The 19453-nt window shown below is 68.0% G+C and carries 16 protein-coding genes; 3 read left to right on the top strand and 13 right to left on the bottom strand.

Translation table 11 applies throughout. The annotated features are described in order from the left end of the window. Positions 1-15 precede the first annotated feature (15 nt). The 9 genes from MSM1_RS15370 to MSM1_RS15330 form a co-directional block, all read right to left on the bottom strand. Complete coding sequence (locus tag MSM1_RS15370) at positions 16-510, bottom strand: arginine repressor (RefSeq protein ID WP_213443928.1); 495 nt, start codon at positions 508-510, stop codon at positions 16-18. Then, positions 507-1433 carry an ornithine carbamoyltransferase gene (gene argF / locus MSM1_RS15365; protein ID WP_213443922.1) on the bottom strand — a complete coding sequence of 309 codons (927 nt, stop codon included), beginning with the start codon at positions 1431-1433 and terminating at the stop codon, positions 507-509. Before argF ends, MSM1_RS15370 begins: the two co-directional genes overlap by 4 nt. Then, complete coding sequence (locus MSM1_RS15360; protein ID WP_307857406.1) at positions 1430-2638, bottom strand: acetylornithine transaminase; 1209 nt, start codon at positions 2636-2638, stop codon at positions 1430-1432. The genes argF and MSM1_RS15360 overlap by 4 nt, the downstream gene beginning before the upstream one ends. After that, positions 2635-3516 carry an acetylglutamate kinase gene (gene argB, locus MSM1_RS15355; protein WP_213443916.1) on the bottom strand — a complete coding sequence of 294 codons (882 nt, stop codon included), beginning with the start codon at positions 3514-3516 and terminating at the stop codon, positions 2635-2637. Before argB ends, MSM1_RS15360 begins: the two co-directional genes overlap by 4 nt. 52 nt (positions 3517-3568) lie before the next feature. Further along, positions 3569-4783, bottom strand: a complete 1215-nt coding sequence (gene argJ / locus MSM1_RS15350) for a bifunctional glutamate N-acetyltransferase/amino-acid acetyltransferase ArgJ (protein ID WP_213443910.1) — start codon at positions 4781-4783, stop codon at positions 3569-3571. After that, entirely contained in the window at positions 4780-5838 is a 1059-nt protein-coding gene (gene argC / locus MSM1_RS15345) for an N-acetyl-gamma-glutamyl-phosphate reductase (protein WP_213443905.1), read from the bottom strand. Before argC ends, argJ begins: the two co-directional genes overlap by 4 nt. Positions 5839-5919: 81 nt before the next feature. Further along, a complete protein-coding gene (pheT, locus tag MSM1_RS15340) occupies positions 5920-8418 on the bottom strand; it encodes a phenylalanine--tRNA ligase subunit beta (RefSeq protein ID WP_213443900.1) in 2499 nt (832 codons plus the stop codon). Then, positions 8418-9470, bottom strand: coding sequence for a phenylalanine--tRNA ligase subunit alpha (gene pheS / locus MSM1_RS15335; RefSeq protein ID WP_213443894.1), 1053 nt, complete (start codon positions 9468-9470; stop codon positions 8418-8420). The genes pheT and pheS overlap by 1 nt, the downstream gene beginning before the upstream one ends. A gap of 174 nt (positions 9471-9644) precedes the next feature. Then, on the bottom strand, positions 9645-10448 hold the full coding sequence (locus tag MSM1_RS15330; RefSeq protein WP_213443881.1) for a rhomboid-like protein: 804 nt from the start codon (positions 10446-10448) through the stop codon (positions 9645-9647). 191 nt (positions 10449-10639) lie between these two features. Between MSM1_RS15330 and MSM1_RS15325 the strand changes: the two genes are divergently transcribed. Then, positions 10640-11713, top strand: a complete 1074-nt coding sequence (locus tag MSM1_RS15325; RefSeq protein ID WP_213443876.1) for an oxygenase MpaB family protein — start codon at positions 10640-10642, stop codon at positions 11711-11713. Positions 11714-11733: 20 nt separating this feature from the next. Here MSM1_RS15325 and MSM1_RS15320 read toward each other — a convergent pair whose 3' ends face one another. The 4 genes from MSM1_RS15320 to infC all read right to left on the bottom strand — a co-directional run bounded on the left by MSM1_RS15320 (position 11734) and on the right by infC (position 13960). Next, a complete protein-coding gene (locus MSM1_RS15320) occupies positions 11734-12549 on the bottom strand; it encodes an RNA methyltransferase (RefSeq protein ID WP_213443871.1) in 816 nt (271 codons plus the stop codon). An 89-nt stretch (positions 12550-12638) separates the two neighbouring features. Next, positions 12639-13028: a 50S ribosomal protein L20 gene (gene rplT / locus MSM1_RS15315; RefSeq protein ID WP_213443866.1), complete on the bottom strand. Its 390-nt coding sequence runs from the start codon at positions 13026-13028 to the stop codon at positions 12639-12641. A gap of 118 nt (positions 13029-13146) precedes the next feature. Continuing rightward, the gene (gene rpmI, locus MSM1_RS15310) at positions 13147-13341 is read right to left on the bottom strand and encodes a 50S ribosomal protein L35 (protein WP_213443861.1); all 195 of its coding nucleotides are present in this window, start codon (positions 13339-13341) and stop codon (positions 13147-13149) included. A gap of 16 nt (positions 13342-13357) precedes the next feature. Beyond that, entirely contained in the window at positions 13358-13960 is a 603-nt protein-coding gene (infC, locus tag MSM1_RS15305) for a translation initiation factor IF-3 (protein WP_213444517.1), read from the bottom strand. Between the two features lie 296 nt (positions 13961-14256). Here infC and lysX point away from each other — a divergent pair, with 296 nt between their 5' ends. Together lysX and MSM1_RS15295 are read left to right on the top strand one after the other, a co-directional pair. Beyond that, positions 14257-17658: a bifunctional lysylphosphatidylglycerol synthetase/lysine--tRNA ligase LysX gene (lysX, locus tag MSM1_RS15300; RefSeq protein ID WP_213443856.1), complete on the top strand. Its 3402-nt coding sequence runs from the start codon at positions 14257-14259 to the stop codon at positions 17656-17658. 112 nt (positions 17659-17770) lie between these two features. Continuing rightward, complete coding sequence (locus MSM1_RS15295) at positions 17771-19429, top strand: hypothetical protein (RefSeq protein ID WP_213443852.1); 1659 nt, start codon at positions 17771-17773, stop codon at positions 19427-19429. Positions 19430-19453: the final 24 nt, after the last annotated feature.

Below are 19453 nucleotides of genomic sequence, written 5' to 3'. Positions count from 1 at the left end.
ATCAAACTCCTTGTGCTACTTGAGTTTTTCGAGAACAGCGACGAGTTCGGCCCCGGTCATCGGTTCGCGGGCCGCCACGAAGACGGTGTCGTCGCCGGCGATGGTGCCCACCACGTACGGCAACGCCGCCCGGTCGATCGCGCTGGCCAGATAGTCGGCGGCCCCGGGCGGGGTGCGCAGCACCGCGAGGTTTCCGCTGGCGTCGCTGCCAACCAGCAGCTCACCCAGCAGCCGGGCCAGCCGGGCGGTGCCGCCGGACACCCCGCGCACCGGGCTGCCGTCCTCGGGAACGACGTAGACCCCGACTCCGCCGTCGGCGCCACGCAGCTTCACCGCGCCGAGTTCTTCCAGATCCCGTGACAGCGTGGCCTGGGTAACCTCGATGCCCTCGTCGGCCAGCAGCGCCGCCAGCTCGGTCTGGCTGCGCACCGAGGCCGACGACAGGATCTCCACGATGCGGGCCTGCCGCCCGGCACGGGTGATTTCCGGCGATGTCTTCGAGCGTGTCATCGCGATCCCTCCAGCAGCCATACCAGCAACGCCTTTTGCGCATGCAGCCGATTTTCGGCCTCGTCCCACACCGCGCTGCGCGGTCCGTCCAGCACCTCGTCGGTGATCTCGTGGCCACGGTGTGCCGGAAGACAATGCAGCACGATGGCTTCCGGGTCAGCCAACGCCAGCAGCCCGGCGTTGAGCTGAAACGGCCGAAAGGGCGCCACCCGGTTTAGCCCGTCGGCCTCCTGGCCCATCGACGTCCAGGTGTCGGTCACCAGGACATCGGCCCCGGTCGCGGCCGCCCGCGGGTCGTCGGTCACCCTCACCGACCCGCCGGTGGCGGCGGCGCGTTTTTGGGCGGCGATCACCACCGACGGGTCGGGGGCGAAGCCGGCAGGTGCGGCGATGGTGACGTGCAGGCCCGCGGTGACACCGCCGAGCAGCAACGAGTGGGCCATGTTGTTGGCGCCGTCACCGAAATAGGACATTCGCACGCCACGAAGCCGGCCCTTGCGCTCGGCGATGGTCTGCAGGTCGGCGAGCACCTGGCAGGGATGAAACGCGTCGGAGAGCGCATTGACCACCGGCACCGTCGCGGCGGCCGCCATGGCGGTCAGCCGCTCCTGCGCGAAGGTTCGCCAGACGATCGCGTCGACGTAACGCGACAACGCACGTGCGGTGTCCGCTAACGTCTCGGCGCGCTCTAGCTGGGTGCTGCGGCTATCGACGACAACGGCGTGCCCGCCGAGCTGCGCGACACCCAGCTCGAAGGAGAAGCGGGTGCGCGTGGAGTGCTTGTCGAAGATCACCGCGACCCCGCGGGGACCTTCCAGGGGACGCCGGCTCCACGGAGCCTTCTTGAGTTCGGCGGCCAGCTCGAGGATTTCGGTTTGCTCTCCCGGCGACAGGTCGTCATCACGCAGAAAATGCCGCGTCATCCCGGGCCCTCCGCACTGTCCGTGCCCTCCGCACCGTCCAGGATGCCCGGCAGGGCGGCGACGAAGGCGCCGATCTGGCCTTCGGTGATGATCAGCGGCGGCGCCAGCCGGATGACCTGGGGCGTAGCCGCGTTGACCAGGAAGCCCGCGGCCCGGGCCGCGGTTTCCACCTCTTTGGCTTTCGGCGCCGTCAGCACCACGCCACACAACAACCCGCGCCCGCGAACCTGGTCGACCAGCGGGTGGCCCAGTGATTCGATGCGGTGGCGCAACCACTTTCCGAGCGTGTCGGCGCGGCGCACCAGGTCGTCGGCGGCCAGCACCCGCAGCACCGCCAGCGCCGCGGCGGCGCAGATCGGATTGCCCCCGAAGGTGCTGCCGTGCAGGCCCGGGGTGAGCAGGTCGGCGGCGGGCCCAACGGCCAGACACGCCCCGATCGGCAGGCCGCCGCCGAGTCCCTTGGCCAGGGTCACCACATCCGGGGTGATGCCCTCGTGCTGGTGGGCGAAAAAGGCACCGGTGCGGCCCATTCCGGTCTGCACCTCGTCGAGCACCAGCAGCGCGCCGTGGCGGGCGGTGATGTCGCGGGCGGCGGCCAGATAGCCGTCGGGCGGGACGACGACACCGCACTCCCCCATGATCGGTTCCAAAAACACCGCGGCGGTGTCATCGCGGACCGCGGCCGCCAGCGCATCGCTGTCGCCGTAGGGAACGTGGGCGACCTCGCCGGGCAGCGGCGCGAACGGCGCCTGCTTGGCCGGCTGCCCGGTCAGCGCCAGCGAGCCCATCGTCCGGCCGTGGAAAGCATCCTGTGCGGCAACAAGTTTGGTACGACCGGTGAGCCGGGACAGTTTGAACGCCAGCTCGACGGCCTCGGTGCCGGAGTTGCAGAAAAACACCCTTGCCGGTGTTTGGGCGCCCAGCAGGCCGACCAGCTCCTCGGCCAGCGCGATTGCCGGTTCGGTGGCATACAGGTTAGAGGTGTGGCACAGCCTGGACAGCTGGCGGGTGACCGCCTCGATGACGGCGGGGTGGCAGTGGCCCAGGACATTGACCGCGATGCCGCCGAGCAGATCCAGGTAGGACTTGCCATCCACGTCGGTGACCACCGCGCCTTCACCGCTGGCGAGGGCCACCGGCGGGGTGCCGTAGGCGTTCATCATCACCGCCGCCCAGCGCCGCCGCATAACCTCCGTGTGGGTCACGCGCTCACCACCTTGGTGCCGGTGCCCGCATCGGTGAACAGCTCGACCAGAACGCAATGTTCGACGCGCCCATCGATCAGGTGCGCGCTGGGCACCCCGCCGGTCACCGCGCGCAGGCACGCTTCCACCTTGGGGGCCATCCCCGCCCGCAGGGTGGGCAACAGCTGCGCCAGGGCCGTGCTGCCGATTTCGCTGACCAGCGAATCCCGGTCCGGCCATTGCGTGTACAGCCCCTCGACATCGGTGAGTATCAACAGCTTTTCGGCCTCCAGTGCTTCTGCCAGGGCCGCCGCGGCGGTATCGGCGTTGATGTTGTGCACCACACCCTCGGTGTCGGGCGCCAGCGTGGAAACCACCGGGATGCGCCGTGCCGCGATGAGGTCGAGCACCGCTGGGGTGTTGACCTTGGCGACGTCGCCGACCAGGCCGAGGTCGGTGGCGACGCCGTCGACGGTGACGCTGCGGCGCACCGCGGTGAACAGTTGCGCGTCCTCGCCGGTGATGCCGACGGCGTAGGGGCCGTGCGCGTTGATCAGGTTGACCAATTCCCGCCCCACCTGACCGAAGAGCACCATCCGCGCGATGTCGAGCACTTCGGGTGTGGTGACCCGGAAGCCGCCCTTGAAGTCGCCGGCGACGCCGAGCCGCTCCAGCATGGCGCTGATCTGCGGGCCCCCGCCGTGCACCACCACGGGGTGGATGCCGCAGTTACGCAGGAAAGCCATGTCGGCGGCGAACGCGCGTTTCAGGGTGTCGTCGGTCATCGCGTTGCCGCCGTATTTGATGACGACGATTTTGCCGTGCAGCTGCTTGAGCCAAGGCAGCGCCTCCGCCAATACCTGCGCCTTGACGTGGGTGGGCAGCGCGCTGGTCGTCATGGCCGCCGCCGATGATGCGCCGCGGCGCGACGAGGAGCAGACGGCGGCGCGGTCATGAGCTGTAGGCCGAGTTCTCTTCGACGTAGCCGTGGGACAAATCGGTGGTACGGATCGCCGCCTTACCGCTGCCCAAGCCGAGATCGACGGTGACGTCGATATCGATGCCCGAAAGATCGACCTGGCGCGCCCCGGGTACCCCGACGCCGTCGACACACACCGGAAAACCGTTGAACGACACCGCAATGCGATCGGGGTCGAGGGCGATTGGCGCCATGCCGACAGCGGCAACCACCCGGCCCCAGTTGGGATCCGAGCCGAACAGCGCGGTCTTGACCAGGCTGTCGCGGGCGATCCCCCGGGCGGCGGCGAGGGCGTCGTCCTCGCTGGCGGCCCCGGTCACGGTGACGGTGACCCGCTTGGTGACGCCTTCGGCATCGGCCTGCAGCTGCGCGCACAGGTCGTCGCAGACCCGCAGCACCGCCTCGTCGAGATCGGCCTGGGGCGGGGTGATCTCGCTGGCCCCCGACGCCAACAGCAGCACGGTGTCGTTGGTGGAGCAGCTGCCGTCGACATCGAGGCGATCGAAGGTGGCCGCGGCGGCTCGCCGCAGCGCCGCATCGAGCGCCGCTGCCCCGACCGCCGCGTCGGTGGTCAGCACACACAGCATGGTGGCCAGCGATGGTGCCAGCATGCCGGCCCCTTTGGCCATCCCACCGACCACCCACTTGCCGGGATGGTGCAGCGCGACCTGCTTGGGCACCGTGTCGGTGGTCATGATGGCCCGGGCCGCATCCTCGCCGCCGCCCAGGCCACCGGCCAACTCGCGCACCACCTCCCGCACGCCGGCGAGCACCTTCTCCATCGGCAACCGATCCCCGATCAGCCCGGTGGAGCAGACCGCGACCTCGATCGCTCCGGTCTCGGTACCCCAGTCCGACAACGCCGCGGCGAGCGCCTCCGCGGTGGCGTGGGTGTCCTGAAAACCCGCCGAACCGGTACAGGCGTTTGCTCCGCCGGAGTTGAGGATCACCGCCCGCAGCCGGCCGGTCGTCAGCACCTGCCGGGTCCACAGCACCGGCGCGGCCTTAACCTGATTGCGGGTGAACACCCCCGCGGCCGCGTAGTCGGGGCCCTCGTTGAACACCAGCGCGAGGTCCAATCCGCCCGACGGCTTGATCCCCGCGGCGATGCCCGCGGCCCGAAAACCGGCCGGCGCCGTGACACCCTGGGTACGCAGCAGCCGCGCCGCATCGGCAAGACCGGTCACGGCGCCACCCCGATCACCGAAAGGCCTTCGGTTTCCCCCCACCCCAGCGCCAGGTTCATCGCCTGCACCGCGGTGCCCGCGGCGCCCTTGACCAGATTGTCGATCGCGCAGATCGCCACGAAGGTGGCGGCCTCCGCGTCTACCGCGACCGCGAGGTGGGCGGCGTTGCTGCCGATCACGGCGCCGGTGCGGGGCAGCTGGCCTTCGGGCAGGAGATGGACGAAAGGTTCAACGTGGTAAGCCTTTTCGTAGACGGCCCGGAGCTGTGACGGCGGCACGGCGGTGCGCGCGGCGCAGGTCGCCAGGATGCCCCGCGAGGTCGGGATCAGCACCGGGGTGAACGACACGGTGACGTCGCGGTCGGTGACCGCTCGCAGGCCCTGCGCGATCTCGGGGGTGTGGCGGTGGGTGCCGGCGATGTGGTAGGCGCGTGCCGACCCGATGACCTCCGACCCGAGCAAGTCAGCCGTTGCGGCACGGCCGGCGCCGGAGGTGCCGCTGACCGCGACCACCGTGACCGCGGGCTCGATGAGGTCTTCGGCCATCGCGGGCACCAGCGCCAGCAGCGCCGCGGTCGGATAGCAGCCCGGTACCGCGATCCGGGTCGCTTCCCGTAGCCGCTCCCGGCTGCCTGGCAGTTCAGGGAGCCCGTATGGCCAGCTGCCGGCGTGCGCCGACCCGTAGAACCGCTCCCAGGCGGCGGCGTCGGTCAGCCGGAAATCCGCGCCGCAGTCCACAATTAACGTCTGCGTGTCGACCTGCTGGGCCAGCGTCGCCGAATTCCCGTGTGGGAGAGCCAAAAACACGACATCGTGACTGCCGAGCACGTCGGGTTCGGTCGGTTCGAGCACCCGCCGCGCCAGCGGTAGCAGGTGGGGATGGTGCTCGCCCAGGGTGTCACCGGCATGGGCGGCAGCGGTCAGCGTCCCAATCATCAGCCGGCCATCGGAGTACGCCGGATGGCCGAGCAGCAGCCGCAGGATCTCACCGCCCACATAACCGCTGGCTCCCGCTACCGCCACCCGCGTTATCCCGGTCACCCGCCCATTCTGCATTGTTATGCACTCTGTTGCAAAAAATTAATACCCACTGCCGGACCGGCTCGGGACGCGCGACGGCGGTGTCTGCGCTCGCCCTCACCCGCGCAGCACCGCGCCCGTACGTTCGGCGGCGCACCGCAGCGCGGCGTCACGGGCCGCGCTGGCCTCCTCTTCGGTCAGGGTGCGATCCGGCGCACGAAACCGCAGCGCGAATGTCAGCGACTTGCGATGCTCTCCGATTTGCGGGCCGGTATACAGGTCGAACAGCCGGACATCCTCCAACAGTTCGCCCGCCCCGTCTCGGATGGCCTCTTCGACGGCCTGCGCTGCGATATCACCGTCCACCACGAGGCTGAGATCCTGAAATACCGCCGGGAACGGCGAGATCCTGGGTGCCGGCAGCCTCTCGACAATCGGCAGGGCATCGAGGTCTAACTCCACCGCGCAGACACCCTTCGGCAGGCCCATTCTCTCGATCACCGCCGGATGCAGTGCTCCCGCGTGGCCGAGCACGGCTTGTTCCGCGCCCTCCCCGACCACTACCTCGGCGCACCGGCCGGGGTGCCACGGGGGATATTGGGCGGCCCGCAGCCGCACATCGATCCCGCCGGCCCGCGCGATGATGCGCACCGCCTCGAAAGCGTCGGCGGCCTCCACGGGTCGGCCGGGGCCCCATGGGCCACGCTGTTCACGCATACCGGTCAGTACCGCGGCGACGTGCTGCGGTTGGCGCGGCAGCGATGCGTCCAGCATCGCGATCTCGGCGTCGGTGGGCCGGCGATGCACCGGGATGCGATCCACCCCGCGAGTCTGTGCGGTCGGCCGTACCACCTGCGCGATGGCGAACAGAGCGACATCGATGATGCCCCGGGACACATTGCGCGCCAACGCTTCCAGCAGCGCGGGCAGCAGCGTGGTGGCCAGATGCGGGCGGTCGGCCTCGAGTGGGTTGAGGACCTGGGTGGTGACCCGGCGGGGATCGTCGGGCGCAAGCCCCCACAGGTCGAACACGCGGGCCGAAAGAAACGGGGTGGGCACGATTTCGACATACCCCGACAGCGCCAGTGACTTGCCGATGGCCCGGCGCCGCTTCTGCGTCGCGGTGAGTCCCCTACCGGCCGGCGCCGCCGGCAGCGCCGACGGGATGACGTCGTAGCCCTCCAGCCGCGCGACCTCCTCGATCAGGTCCGCGGGCTGCCGCAGATCGGGCCGCCAACTGGGCGGTCTCACGGTTAGGGTGGCACCCTCGTCGGTGACCGCGGCGCCGATTTGGGTCAGACGCCGCACCGTCGCTCCGCGGGGGTAGCTGACGCCGATGACCCGGTCGGGCAGGTCGGCGGGCATCCGGATGGCGGGCGGCGACCAGTCCCGGCACGGCGGGTCGCCGCGCCAGTCGGTGAGCGCGGGCGAGACCGCTCCCCCGGCGATCTCGGCGAGCAGCACCGCGCACCGGTCCAGGGCGGCCACCGTGATCGCCGGGTCGACCGCCCGCTCGTAGCGGCGGGCGGCCTCGCTGGGCAGGTGCAGTCGCCGCTGGGTGCGCGACACCGCCGCCGGGTCCCACACCGCGGCCTCCAGCAACACGTCGGTGGAGTCCGCCCGCACCTCGGTGCTGGTTGCCCCCATCACGCCACCGATCGCAGCGGTCGTTACGTCGTCGACAATCACGACGTCGGCCGGATCCAGCCGGCGCTCGACGTTATCGAGGGTGACCACCGTTTCGCCGGGCCGGGCAAAACGCACCGTAAAGCCACCGGTGATGCGCTTGCGGTCGTGCGCGTGCATCGGGTGGCCGAGTTCGAGCATGACGTAGTTGGTCGCGTCAACCGCGGGTGAGGCCGGCCGGATGCCCGATAGCAGCAGCCGCCGCTGCAACCACCAGGGGGACACCGCGCCCGGGTCGATGCCGGTCACCGCGCGCAATGCGATGCGGCGCACCCCCGTGCCGGGGTGCACCGTCAACGGCCACCCGCCCGTTTCACCGGGCAACGGCGGCACCTGGGCCGGATCGACGAACGTCAGGTCGTAGGCGCACGCGATCTCACGAGCCAAACCACGCACCGACATGCAGTAACCGCGGTCCGGCGTGATGGCCAGATGAAAGACCGTGTCGTCCAGCCCGAGGACGCTCACGCCATCGGCTCCCGGCTCGGCGGTTCCGGGTGGCAGCACCAAGATGCCGGAATGGTCCGCGCTCAAACCCAGCTCAGCCGCCGAGCAAATCATGCCTGCGGAGCTGCGCCCGTAGATCGTGCGCGCCGCGATGGTGAAATCCCCCGGTAGGCGCGCGCCGGGCAGCGCCACCACAACTAGATCGCTGACATCGAAATTTGTTGCGCCACAGATAATCTCACGCTTCTGACGGTCGCCGACGTCAACGACGCAGGCCCGCACCGGCTTCTTGAAGCCACGGAGTTCCTCGATACCGATCACCCGTCCCACGGTCACCGGGCCGCTGATCGGGCCGGGCCTGATCGCCTCTTCAACCTCGTGACCGATGCGAAGCAGCGTCTGCTCGAGATCACCCGGGGCAACGTCCCAGCCCGGCGCCCCGGTCGCCACCACCTCGCGCAGCCAGCTGTAGGGGACGCGCATCAGGCCCCCACCCCGAACGGCAGCGAAAACCGGACGTCCCCCTCGACCATGTCACGCATGTCGGAGATGCCGTTGCGAAACTGCAGGGTGCGTTCCAGCCCCATACCGAAGGCAAAGCCGGTGTAGTCGTCCGGGTCGATACCGGCCGCGCGCAACACGTTCGGGTTTACCATTCCGCAGCCGCCCCATTCCACCCAGCCGGCACCGCCCCTCTTGTGCCCGAACCAGACATCGACCTCGGCCGACGGCTCGGTAAACGGGAAGTAGTGTGGCCGGAACCGGGTACGTGCGGCCGGCCCGAACTCGGCGCGGGCGAACGCGTCGAGCGTCCCGCGCAGATGTGCCATCGAAAGACCCCGATCCACCGCCAGCCCTTCGACCTGATGGAACACGGGGGTATGCGTGGCGTCGATCTCATCGGTGCGAAAGGCGCGCCCGATGGAGATGACGTAGACCGGCGGCCGGCGCTCGAGCAGCGTCCGCACCTGCACCGGCGAGGTGTGGGTGCGCAACACCTGTCGTGAATTCTCCGGCGCGATGTAGAAGGTGTCTTGCTCGCTGCGGGCGGGATGATCGGGAGGGAAGTTCAGCGCATCGAAGTTGAACTGCTCGGTCTCCACCTCCGGCCCCTCGACCAGTTCCCATCCCATCGCGATGAAGGTGTCCGCGATGTGTTCGGCCAAAATCGTGATCGGATGCCGCGCGCCGACCGGCTGGCGCGTCGACGGCAGTGTCACGTCGATCCGCTCGGCGAGCAGCACGGCCGCATCCCGCTCAGCACGCAGCGTCGCCAGTCGTTCCTCGTAGCTGCGTTGGGCTTCCCCACGGGCCGCGTTGACCCGCCGGCCGGCGTCGGCGCGCTCACTCTTGGGCAATGTGCCCAGCGCCTGGCGTGCCAACGCCAGCGGTGAGCGGTCCCCGAGGTGCTCGGTCTTGGCACGTGCCAGGGTCTCGAGGTCGGCCGCGCACGCGAACGCCTGGCGCGCCGCGTCGACCGCTTCGGTTAGCGACTCCGGCGAGAGCAGCGTCAGGTCGAGGGGGTGATCACTCACGCAATGACACTCTCCTTGTCGGCAAGGCCGCGATGCGGGCAGGATCGACGGCCCGGGCCGTGAGCAGTTAGCAATGTAGCTGGCCGCCGCTGGTCACGCGACCACCGGGTGGGCCGATGCCCGTGTTGGCCGCAGCCACGCCGGGGCGGGCGATGAGATGGTCGGCCGGGTCACTCAACCGCTCGTTGCGGGCTGCGGGGCGGCCAGCGCCGTCGGCGCCGATGATCTGCGCGCCCCGCGGAATCGGGTGAGCCCGTCGGCCAGCAAAGCGCCCAGCGCACCCAGAAAGACCCCGGTCAGCACCGACCACCCGGTATGAGCCAGCACCATGAAGCCGAAGACCACCGCTACCACCAGCAGCCGATACCGGGCCGGTGTCCATCGGTCCGGCCGGCCCCACACGGCGCTCAGCAGCATTCCGAGCACCAGCGCGATCGCGTGCCCGGCTCCGGTGAAGTCGGCCCCGACGACGGCGCCCGCCAGACCCACCGGGACCCACCACCCGATCCACGCGGGCCGCCAGCGGGCGGGGATTGCCGTGGTCAGCGCTCCCAGCACGGCGAGGGCGCCGTAGCTCATCCCGACGTCGCTGGCCCGGGTGATCGAGAACGGCAGCCAGCCGAGTTCAACCGCCGCGGCCAGCCCGGCCGCCACCACCAGTGTCGTGCCGATGTGGCCGACCACGAACGCGATGAGCAGCCGGCCGCTGCGCCAGAGCAGCTCCGCCAGTGCGAGCAGGCAGATCAAACCGGGCAGCCAGGCATAGATCGAACCGGTGTCAGCGATCAGCGCGCTGCCAAGCAGTGATTCCAGGTTCCCGTGCGCCAGATTGTGCAGGTTCGTGCTGGCCTGCTGGACGGCCTGGGCCCGAACCCGGGGCCCGAGGATCACCAGCGTGGTGCTCACCGAGACCAGCGCAGCCACATAGCCCGCGGTGAACCGGACACGACCCAACGCGCACCATAAGCCGTAAATCATCGACATCTACTATGCCAGCTCCGGGCCGGCGTTTTGCCGCCCGCGCCGCGCTTGGCGCGACTGCACCGCCTCGATGACGCGGCCCGTGCCGACGCCGGACCTCCGGCGCCCACCTCGGCCACCCCGGGCGAAATGATAGACAATGCACGTTGTCAACGTTATGGTGGGGCCGTCAGGACCAGGAGGCCGTGATGACTGCCACGTCGGCAACGTCCGCCCCACCCGGGTCGCGCGCATCGGATGCTCCGCCGGCGGCCAAGGCCGAGCCGCTCGGGCCGGACTCGTTGACCTGGAAGTATTTCGGTGACCGGCGCACCGGACTGCTGGGGATGTGGATCGGTGCGCTCCAGAACATGTACCCGGAGCTCGGCGCCGGTGTCGAGGAGCACTCAATCCTGCTGCGCGAACCGCTGCAGCGGGTCGCTCGCTCGGTGTACCCCATCATGGGGGTGGTCTACGACGGCGACCGGGCGGCCCAAACCGCCGAGCAGATCAAGAGGTACCACGCCACCGTTAAGGGCGTCGACGCCGCCGGTCGTCGCTATCACGCGCTGGACCCGGACACCTTCTACTGGGCGCACGCAACGTTCTTCATGCTGGTGATCAAGGTGGCGGAATACTTCTGCGGCGGGCTGACCGAAGCCGAAAAGCGCCGGCTATTCGAAGAGCATGTGCAGTGGTACCGGATGTACGGGATGAGCATGCGGCCGGTGCCCCGCTCGTGGGAGGAGTTCCAGCAGTACTGGGAGCGGGTGTGCCGCGATAAGCTGGAGATCAACCGCGCCGCATTGGACATTCTGCGCATTCGCATCCCCAAGCCGAGGTTTGTTCTGCTGCCCACACCGGTTTGGGACCAGCTATTCACGCCGTTGGTGGCTGGCCAGCGCTGGATCGCGGCGGGCGTTTTCGATCCACCCGTTCGGGAAAAGGCCGGACTGCGCTGGACGCCGGGAGACGAGATAGTGCTGCGACTGTTCGGCAAAGTCATCGAGATGATGTTTCTGGCGGTTCCCGACGAAGTCCGGCTACACCCCCGGGCGCTGGCCGCATACCGGCGGGCAGCGGGACGGATTCCGGCCGACGCCCCATTGGTTGAGGCACCGGGATTCGTGGCACCGCCGCGCGACCGCCGCGGATCGTCGATGCATTATTTCCCGCCCCGCCGAACGCTCATGGAGCGGGCCGGATCGCTGGTGCACACCACGTTGTCGCTGACCGGTCTGCGGCCCACTCGCGGTCGGCGCACGGCGCGAACGCGAAATTAACGACGCACAGTGCGCCGGACTCAACGGCTGGCCTGCGCTCTCCGGGCTCGCGCACTTTGGTAAAGGCAAATGGCCGCGGCGGCCGCCACATTCAGGCTGTCGGCGCCGCCGGACATCGGGATGCGCACGCGATGGTCAGCCGCGTCGGCTACCTGTGCTGAAAGCCCCTGCGATTCCGTCCCGAACAGCCACGCCGTCGGCTCACCGAGCAGTGTCTCGGCTTCATCGAGTGACATTTCGCCGTCCACCGTGGTGGCCAACACCTGCATCCCGCCGGCGCGCAGCGCCGTGATGGCTGCGTGGGCATCCGGTGCGATGACGACCGGGATCGACAAGATGCTGCCGGCGGAGGCGCGCAGGCACTTGCCGTTGTACGGGTCGACGCCGTGCCCGACGAGCATCACGGCCGCGGCACCCATGGCGTTCGCGATGCGGATCAACGTGCCCGCATTGCCGGGGTCGCGGACCTCGACCGCGGCCGCGATCAACCCGGGTGAGCGGGCGAGTACCTCGTCTAGGCGAGCCGCCGGTGTGTCGCACACCGCGATCAATCCCGTCGGCGTGACCGTGTCGGACAGCACTCTGGCGGCGCGCTCGGTCACCAGGTGGATCGGGAACTCGTATCCAGCCAGCAACGCCGCATATCGTCGCGCCGCAACCGCGGTGACAAAGACATCCCGGACCAGCCCGCGGGTGACCGCAGCCTCGACGAGGTGCGGGCCTTCCACAAGAAAACGGCCTGCGCGGTGGCGGCCGATATGGCGATGCAATTTGGCGGCCGCGACCACCCGGGCCGAGCGTTCGCCAAGGACATGCCGGTTTGCGACCCGTTCCATTCCGGGGTCACCTACCCGGGTGCCGTCGCGAGTGAGTGATCGTTAGGCGCCAGCTGATTGGCGCCGCATGACCCGTAACGGGCCAACCCTTAGGCAGCCTCTCCCGAGGGGGCGTTGACGTCGTCGGGCAGCGCCGATCGAGCGGCGTCGACCAGCGAAGTGAACACTGCCGGGTCGGTTACCGCGATGTCGGCCAGGTTCTTGCGGTCAACCTCGACGCCGGCAGCCTTCAGGCCTTGGATCAGCCGGTTGTAGGTGATGCCGTTGGCACGTGCTGCGGCGTTGATCCGCGAGATCCACAACCTGCGGAATTCCCCCTTGCGCGCGCGCCGGTCACGGTAGGCGTAGTTCAGTGAATGCAGTTGCTGTTCCTTGGCCTTGCGGTAGAGCCGGGATCGCTGGCCTCGATAGCCCCGGGACGCCGTCAAAATGGTGCGCCGCTTCTTGTGGGCGTTGACCGCCCGCTTCACGCGTGCCATGGGTGGGGTTCCTATCCTGTCGCTATTCCTGTCGCTATCCTGCTGGGAGAATGCGTGTCCGGAACACGGGAAGACCGGGAAGACGATCGCCCCGCGCCGGGCATGATCCGGGCGCCGATCAGCCGTTCAGCATCTTCTTGACTCGCTTGGTGTCCTCGACCGACACACCGACGCGACCCTCCAACCGCCGGGTGCGGGTGCTTGGCTTGTGCTCGAACAGATGCCGGCGGTTGGCCTGCTGGCGCACAATTTTGCCGGTTCCGGTGCGCCGGAACCTTTTCGAGGCCCCGCTGTGAGTCTTGGTCTTAGGCATATGTCCTCCCGTTTGTTCAATTCGGGGACGGCGATGGCGCGGTGCCGCCGCCCAGCGACCCGGACACGGATGCACGGGCCTGCTGCGCCGCCCGGGCGCGTGTCTTTGCCCCGCGGTGCGGCGCCAGCACCATCGTCATGTTGCGGCCGTCCTGCTTGGGAGCCGACTCGATGAATCCGTAATCGGCGACGTCGGCGCCCAGGCGTTGCAGCAGTCGGTAGCCCAACTCGGGCCGCGACTGCTCACGTCCACGGAACATGATGGTGACCTTGACCTTTGACCCCGCCTCTAAGAACCGAATCACGTGACCCTTTTTGGTCTCGTAGTCGTGGTCGTCGATCTTGGGTCTGAGCTTTTGCTCCTTGACAACGGTCTGCTGCTGATGCCTGCGAGACTCGCGCGCCTTCTGCGCCGCCTCGTATTTGTACTTGCCGTAGTCCATGATCTTGCAGACCGGTGGCCTGGCGTTGGGGGCGACTTCGACAAGGTCGAGGTCGGCGTCCGCGGCGACGCGGAGAGCATCTTCGATGCGCACGATGCCTACCTGTTCTCCTCCCGGGCCGATCAATCGGACTTCAGGTACGCGGATGCGCTCGTTGACGCGGGTCTCAGTGCTGATGGGGCCTCCCTTGGTCGTTTGCCGGTTGGCGACCGGCTCCCGATCTGTCGGTAGTCAGCGCTCAGAGCACCACCCCATCAGCAAAAAAGCCCTGCAAAAGCAGGGCCCTATGCCGACCGATCGCGGCCGGAGCCGCCTGCGCCACGCGCAGAGCGGGCATCGGGTAGATGCCCGTGACCGGACCGCTAAGCCTGGGAGAATATCCTGTGAGGACATCCGTGGCCAGCGGTGGGAGTGGGACTCCACTTGCTGTCCCCGCCTTCGCCGGGACGGTCGCGACTATCAGTTTAGCAGCCATGAGAGGTCTTCCGAGTGCAGCGGCAGGACATCGTCATCCGGCGGCGCCGGACCAGAGCGGCGTTTCCCGGTCCGAACGAATATCCTCGCGATCTGTGACCCTGACCACGAGTCGGCCGGCCTCCCGGTATCACTGGGTTCCGGCGGCCGCGGGCTGGACGGTTGGCGTCATCGCCACCGTGTCGCTGATGGCGAGCGTGTCACCGTTGATCCGCTGGATCATCAAGATTCCCCGAGAGTTCATCAACGATTACCTGTTCAACTTTCCCGACACCAGTTTCGCGTGGTCATTCGTGCTGGCATTGCTGGCGGCGGCCCTCAGCGCGCGCAAACGCATCGCCTGGTGGGTGCTGGTCGGCAACTTGTTTTTCGCCGCCATATTGAATGTCGCGGATCTGGTGGGCGGCGACAACACCGGGCCGGAAATCTTTGGGGAGAACTTCGGGCTCATTTTGCACGCGGCGGCGATCGCCCTTCTGATCATGGCCTACCGGGAGTTCTCGGCCAAGGTGCGCCGCGGCGCGCTGTACAAGGCCACCGCGGTGCTGGCCGTCGGGTGGGCGTTGGGAATTCTGCTGTCCTGGGGACTGGTCGAGCTGTTTCCCGGGTCGCTGGCGCGGTCCGACCGGCTGCCCTATGTGGTGGACCGGGTGATCGGCTTCGCCCTCGCCGACCCCGATTTGTTCACCGGCAAACCGCACGTGTTCCTCAATACGCTGTTCGGGCTGTTCGGCGCGCTGGCCCTGATCGCCGCCGCGATCGTGTTGTTTCAGTCGCAGCGCGCCGAGAACGCGCTGACCGGAGAGGACGAGTCGGCGATCCGCGGGCTGCTCGAGTTGTACGGAAAAAACGACTCCCTGGGCTACTTCGCCACCCGCCGTGACAAGTCGGTGGTGTTCGCGCCCAGCGGCCGGGCCGCCATCACCTATCGCGTCGAGGTAGGTGTGTGCCTGGCCAGCGGCGATCCCGTGGGTGACCCCAGGGCATGGCCGCAGGCCATCGACGCATGGTTGCGGCTGTGTCAGTCCTACGGCTGGGCGCCCGCCGTCATGGGGGCCAGCGCGCGCGGCGCCCAGGCGTTCCGAGAAGCCGGCCTGTCCGCCCTGGCGCTGGGCGATGAGGCGATCCTGCACGCCGCCGAGTTCAAACTGTCGGGGCCGGAGATGCGCGCCGTCCGCCAGGCGGTTACCCGCGCCCGTAGAGCCGGGCTGACGGTGCGCATCCGTCGGCATCGGGACATCCCGCCGGACGAGATGGCGCGGGTGATCGAGCGCGCGGACGCCTGGCGGGACACCGAATCCGAGCGTGGTTTTTCGATGGCGTTGGGTCGGCTCGGCGACCCCGCAGACGGTGACTGCCTGCTGGTCGAGGCGGTCGACCCGGGCAACCGCGTGGTGGCGATGCTGTCGCTGGTGCCCTGGGGACATAACGGCGTTTCCCTGGATTTGATGCGCCGGTCCCCGCAATCGCCCAACGGCACCATCGAACTGATGGTGAGCGAGCTTGCGCTGCATGCTGAACGTCTCGGTATCAGCCGTATCTCGTTGAACTTCGCCATGTTCCGGTCGGCATTCGAACAAGGTGCGCAACTGGGCGCCGGACCGATAGCGCGGTTGTGGCGCGGGTTGTTGGTGTTCTTCTCCCGGTGGTGGCAGCTGGAAACGCTGTACCGCTCGAACATGAAATACCAACCCGAATGGGTGCCGCGCTACGCCTGCTACGAGGACGCCCGACTGATTCCCCGGGTCGGGGTCGCCTCGGTGATCGCCGAAGGCTTTCTGGTGCTGCCGTTCTCCCGCCGCACCAAGCAGCACACGGGCCATCATCCGGCGGTGCCGCCTCCACTGGCGGCGACGGGACTTTTGCACCATGACGGCACCGCGCCGGACATCACCGGGTTGCGGCAGGCGGCCCTTCCGGACCTCCTCGAGGCTCGGCCCCGGTTGCCCGAGCAGGTGCGGGTCCGGATGACGAAACTACAGACGCTGCGGCACAGCGGCGTCGACCCCTACCCGGTGGGACGTCCCCCGAGTCACACGGTTGCCCAGGCGCTGGACGCCGCCGAGCAGACCGGCGTCTCGGTGTCCGGACGCGTCTTGCGCATCCGCGACTTCGGCGGCGTGCTGTTTGCCCAGTTGCGCGACTGGTCGGGGGAAATGCAGCTGCTGCTGGACAACTCGGTTCTCGAAAACACCCGCACCGCGGATTTCACCAGGGCCATTGACCTGGGCGACTTGATCGAAGTTGCCGGGCAGATGGGCTTCAGCAAGACCGGAACCCGATCGCTGATCGTGAGAAGCTGGCGGCTCATCGGCAAGTGCCTGCGGCCGCTTCCCAATAAGTGGAAAGGGCTGACCGATCCGGAGACCCGGGTGCGGGCCCGCTATGTCGACCTGGCGGTCAACACCGAGTCCCGCGAGCTGATCACCGCCCGCAGTGGTGTGTTGCGCGCTATCCGCCAAACACTGTTCGACAAGGGGTTCGTCGAGGTCGAGACGCCGGTGTTGCAGCAGGTCCACGGCGGAGCCACCGCCCGCCCGTTCGTTACCCACATCAACAGCTTCGACATGGACCTATACCTGCGCATCGCACCGGAGCTATATCTCAAACGACTCTGCGTCGGCGGCGTCGAGCGGGTCTTCGAGTTGGGCCGGGCCTTTCGCAACGAGGGTGTGGATTTCAGCCACAACCCCGAGTTCACCCTGCTGGAGGCCTATCAGGCGCACGCGGATTATCTGGTGTGGATCGGCGGGTGCCGTGAGCTGATTCAAAACGCGGCCGAAACCGTCAACGGCGCCCCAATCGTGATGCGGCCCTGTCCCCACAGTGAGAGCCTCGAACCGGTCGACATCTCCGGGACGTGGCCGGTGAAGACGGTGCATGAGGCGGTATCCGAGGCGCTGGGAGAACAGGTCGACGCCGACACCGAACTACCCCGGCTCCGCAAGCTCTGCGCGGCCGCGGGGATTCCTTGTCTGCCGCGCTGGGATGCCGGGGCGGTGCTGCTGGAGCTCTATGAGCATCTGGTGGAGAGCCGCACCACGCAGCCCACGTTTTACATCGACTTTCCCTCCTCGGTGTCGCCGTTGACCCGGCCGCACCGCAGCAAGCGCGGCGTTGCCGAACGTTGGGATTTGGTGGCGTGGGGAATCGAATTAGGCACCGCCTACAGCGAACTCACCGATCCGGTGGAACAGCGGCGCAGGCTAGAGGAGCAGTCCCTACGAGCGGCCGGAGGTGATCCGGAGGCGATGGAGCTTGACGAGGACTTCCTGCAGGCCATGGAGTACGCGATGCCGCCCACCGGTGGCCTCGGGCTGGGCGTCGACCGGGTTGTCATGCTGATCACCGGGCGCAGTATCCGCGAGACACTGCCCTTCCCCCTGGCAAAACCGCGCTAGGCCATGCGCCAGGACGCTAAGACTCTACGCCGCAGCCGGGACTTCGCCCGGCAGCGGTGGCCCCTTCGGGGCAGCTCTGGTCACCGATGGCCGGTGAGCCTACGTTTGGTAGATGATCGATAAGTTCAGCGGGCGCTACGGTGATCTGCTGACCGGCGGCTATGACTGCGTGGACCGGGTCGTGCTTAACGCGTTCTTCCCGCTGGGGTACAGCCCGGGCGGGTTGCGGGTGTGGTGGCGGCGGTGGCACGACGACAGCGATGCCGAGTTGGACAACACCCATTTGATGCGGATGGCGGGCCGGTTCGCCCGGCGGGTCAAGGCCTGGAGCGCCGCCAACGCGGTGCCGGTGATCTTCTGCAAGCCCGGGGAACGCAAGCACCGCATCGCCGAGGACTATCTGGCCACCCATGAGGTGGGCACCGGGGTGTTTTTGGTGCTGGTGGCCAAGGCGCCAGCACCGGTGTGGAAGGTGGCGCGCTCGACCAAGACCGGCGCGATCGTCAACCTCGAAAGGAGGCGCGAATACGTCAACCACTATTCGTTTCACCTCATCGACCCCGAGTGGGGGCATGTGACGATCAAGATGAGCGGGCATCCGCCGTTCGGGGCGCAGATCATGCTCAACGGGCATGAGTTTGTGGCCCGGCAAGCCGAACGGGCGGGGATAGCATTTGACAAGGTCGGCAACTGTTTCACCATGATCGCCGACCCGGCGGGCCTGGCCCGGATCGCAGATGCCTTGTCGCAGGATGCGGCTGTAGGGCGACTGGGCCAGGTCTGCCAACGATGGATCTATTCGGCGTGTCTGTGTTTCGGGCTGGATCTCGAGGAGCAGCAGCGCAGCGGATTCGCCTACGGGTTTGCGGTCTATCAGCTCGAATACAGCCGCAACCTGATCTTCGCCGACGGGCATCGGATGCAGCAGATCTTCGACACGGTGGTCGATCGCACCCGCTCCCGGTTGGACGTGCCCAAGGTGCGCACCATCTTCGGGACCGCACAACGGCCACGCCGCACCCGCAAACGCTCCTCGGTGATCGAGGCCGCGATCGAGACACCTACGTTTGACCTGACCGTGTTCAAGCTGCACTTCGGGCGGCTGACCGGTAAGGCCTATACCAAAGGCGAACGCGTGCTTCGTTTTGAGGCGATCGCGCATAACACCGCCGAGTTGCGGTGCGGGCGGATGATCGAGAAGTTTCCCGAGATCGTCACTCGGCTGGCCGGCATCGCCGAGCGGTTCGCCACCGCCCTAGACTGCGTGGACACCGGATTCCTCGCTGATGGCATCCTCGACGAGCTGCCCGCCGGCTCTCGGCTCGGTGCCACCCGCATCGGCGGTGTCGACCTCAACAAACCCCGCATGCGCGACGCGCTTTGCGCCGCCCTGGCGCTGGCGCCGGCCCCCAACGGGTTCACCGTCGCCGAGTTCACCGCCAAGCTGCACGCCCTCACAGGGCACGACCACACCAGCTACACCGTGCGTCAGGCCGCCTACGACCTACGTAAACTTCGCGGCAAACAGCTCGTCGACAAGCCCGCACGGACCCGCCACTACCTGGTGCCCACCCAAGCCGCACGCACCATCGCCGCGCTGCTCACCCTGCGAGACCAGGTCATCGCGCCGATCCTCGCCGGGATACGCAGCCCCCGCATGGGACGCAAACCCGCGCACTGGACACGCGTCGACCGCGACTACGAACAGATCCGCATCAACATCCAGACCCTCTTCAACGACCTGGCCATCGAAACACCGCTAGCCGCTTAAGGATTCACAACCAACCCAGCCACT

Source organism: Mycobacterium sp. SM1, from assembly GCF_018361265.1.
Taxonomy (GTDB): Bacteria; Actinomycetota; Actinomycetes; order Mycobacteriales; family Mycobacteriaceae; genus Mycobacterium.
Note: the sequence above shows the minus strand (reverse complement) of the source record. Positions and strands in the feature narration are given on the sequence as shown.

Excerpts from the sequence above, each read along its gene's own strand:
- MSM1_RS15320 (WP_213443871.1), bottom strand. The coding sequence starts at position 12,549 with ATGGAACGGGTCGCAAACCGGCATGTCCTTGGCGAACGCTCGGCCCGG.
- MSM1_RS15370 (WP_213443928.1), bottom strand. The coding sequence starts at position 510 with ATGACACGCTCGAAGACATCGCCGGAAATCACCCGTGCCGGGCGGCAG.
- argF (WP_213443922.1), bottom strand. The coding sequence starts at position 1,433 with ATGACGCGGCATTTTCTGCGTGATGACGACCTGTCGCCGGGAGAGCAA.
- lysX (WP_213443856.1), top strand. The coding sequence starts at position 14,257 with ATGAGAGGTCTTCCGAGTGCAGCGGCAGGACATCGTCATCCGGCGGCG.
- argC (WP_213443905.1), bottom strand. The coding sequence starts at position 5,838 with ATGCAGAATGGGCGGGTGACCGGGATAACGCGGGTGGCGGTAGCGGGA.
- MSM1_RS15325 (WP_213443876.1), top strand. The coding sequence starts at position 10,640 with ATGACTGCCACGTCGGCAACGTCCGCCCCACCCGGGTCGCGCGCATCG.
- MSM1_RS15330 (WP_213443881.1), bottom strand. The coding sequence starts at position 10,448 with ATGATTTACGGCTTATGGTGCGCGTTGGGTCGTGTCCGGTTCACCGCG.
- rpmI (WP_213443861.1), bottom strand. The coding sequence starts at position 13,341 with ATGCCTAAGACCAAGACTCACAGCGGGGCCTCGAAAAGGTTCCGGCGC.
- pheT (WP_213443900.1), bottom strand. The coding sequence starts at position 8,418 with ATGCGCGTCCCCTACAGCTGGCTGCGCGAGGTGGTGGCGACCGGGGCG.
- rplT (WP_213443866.1), bottom strand. The coding sequence starts at position 13,028 with ATGGCACGCGTGAAGCGGGCGGTCAACGCCCACAAGAAGCGGCGCACC.
- argB (WP_213443916.1), bottom strand. The coding sequence starts at position 3,516 with ATGACGACCAGCGCGCTGCCCACCCACGTCAAGGCGCAGGTATTGGCG.
- MSM1_RS15295 (WP_213443852.1), top strand. The coding sequence starts at position 17,771 with ATGATCGATAAGTTCAGCGGGCGCTACGGTGATCTGCTGACCGGCGGC.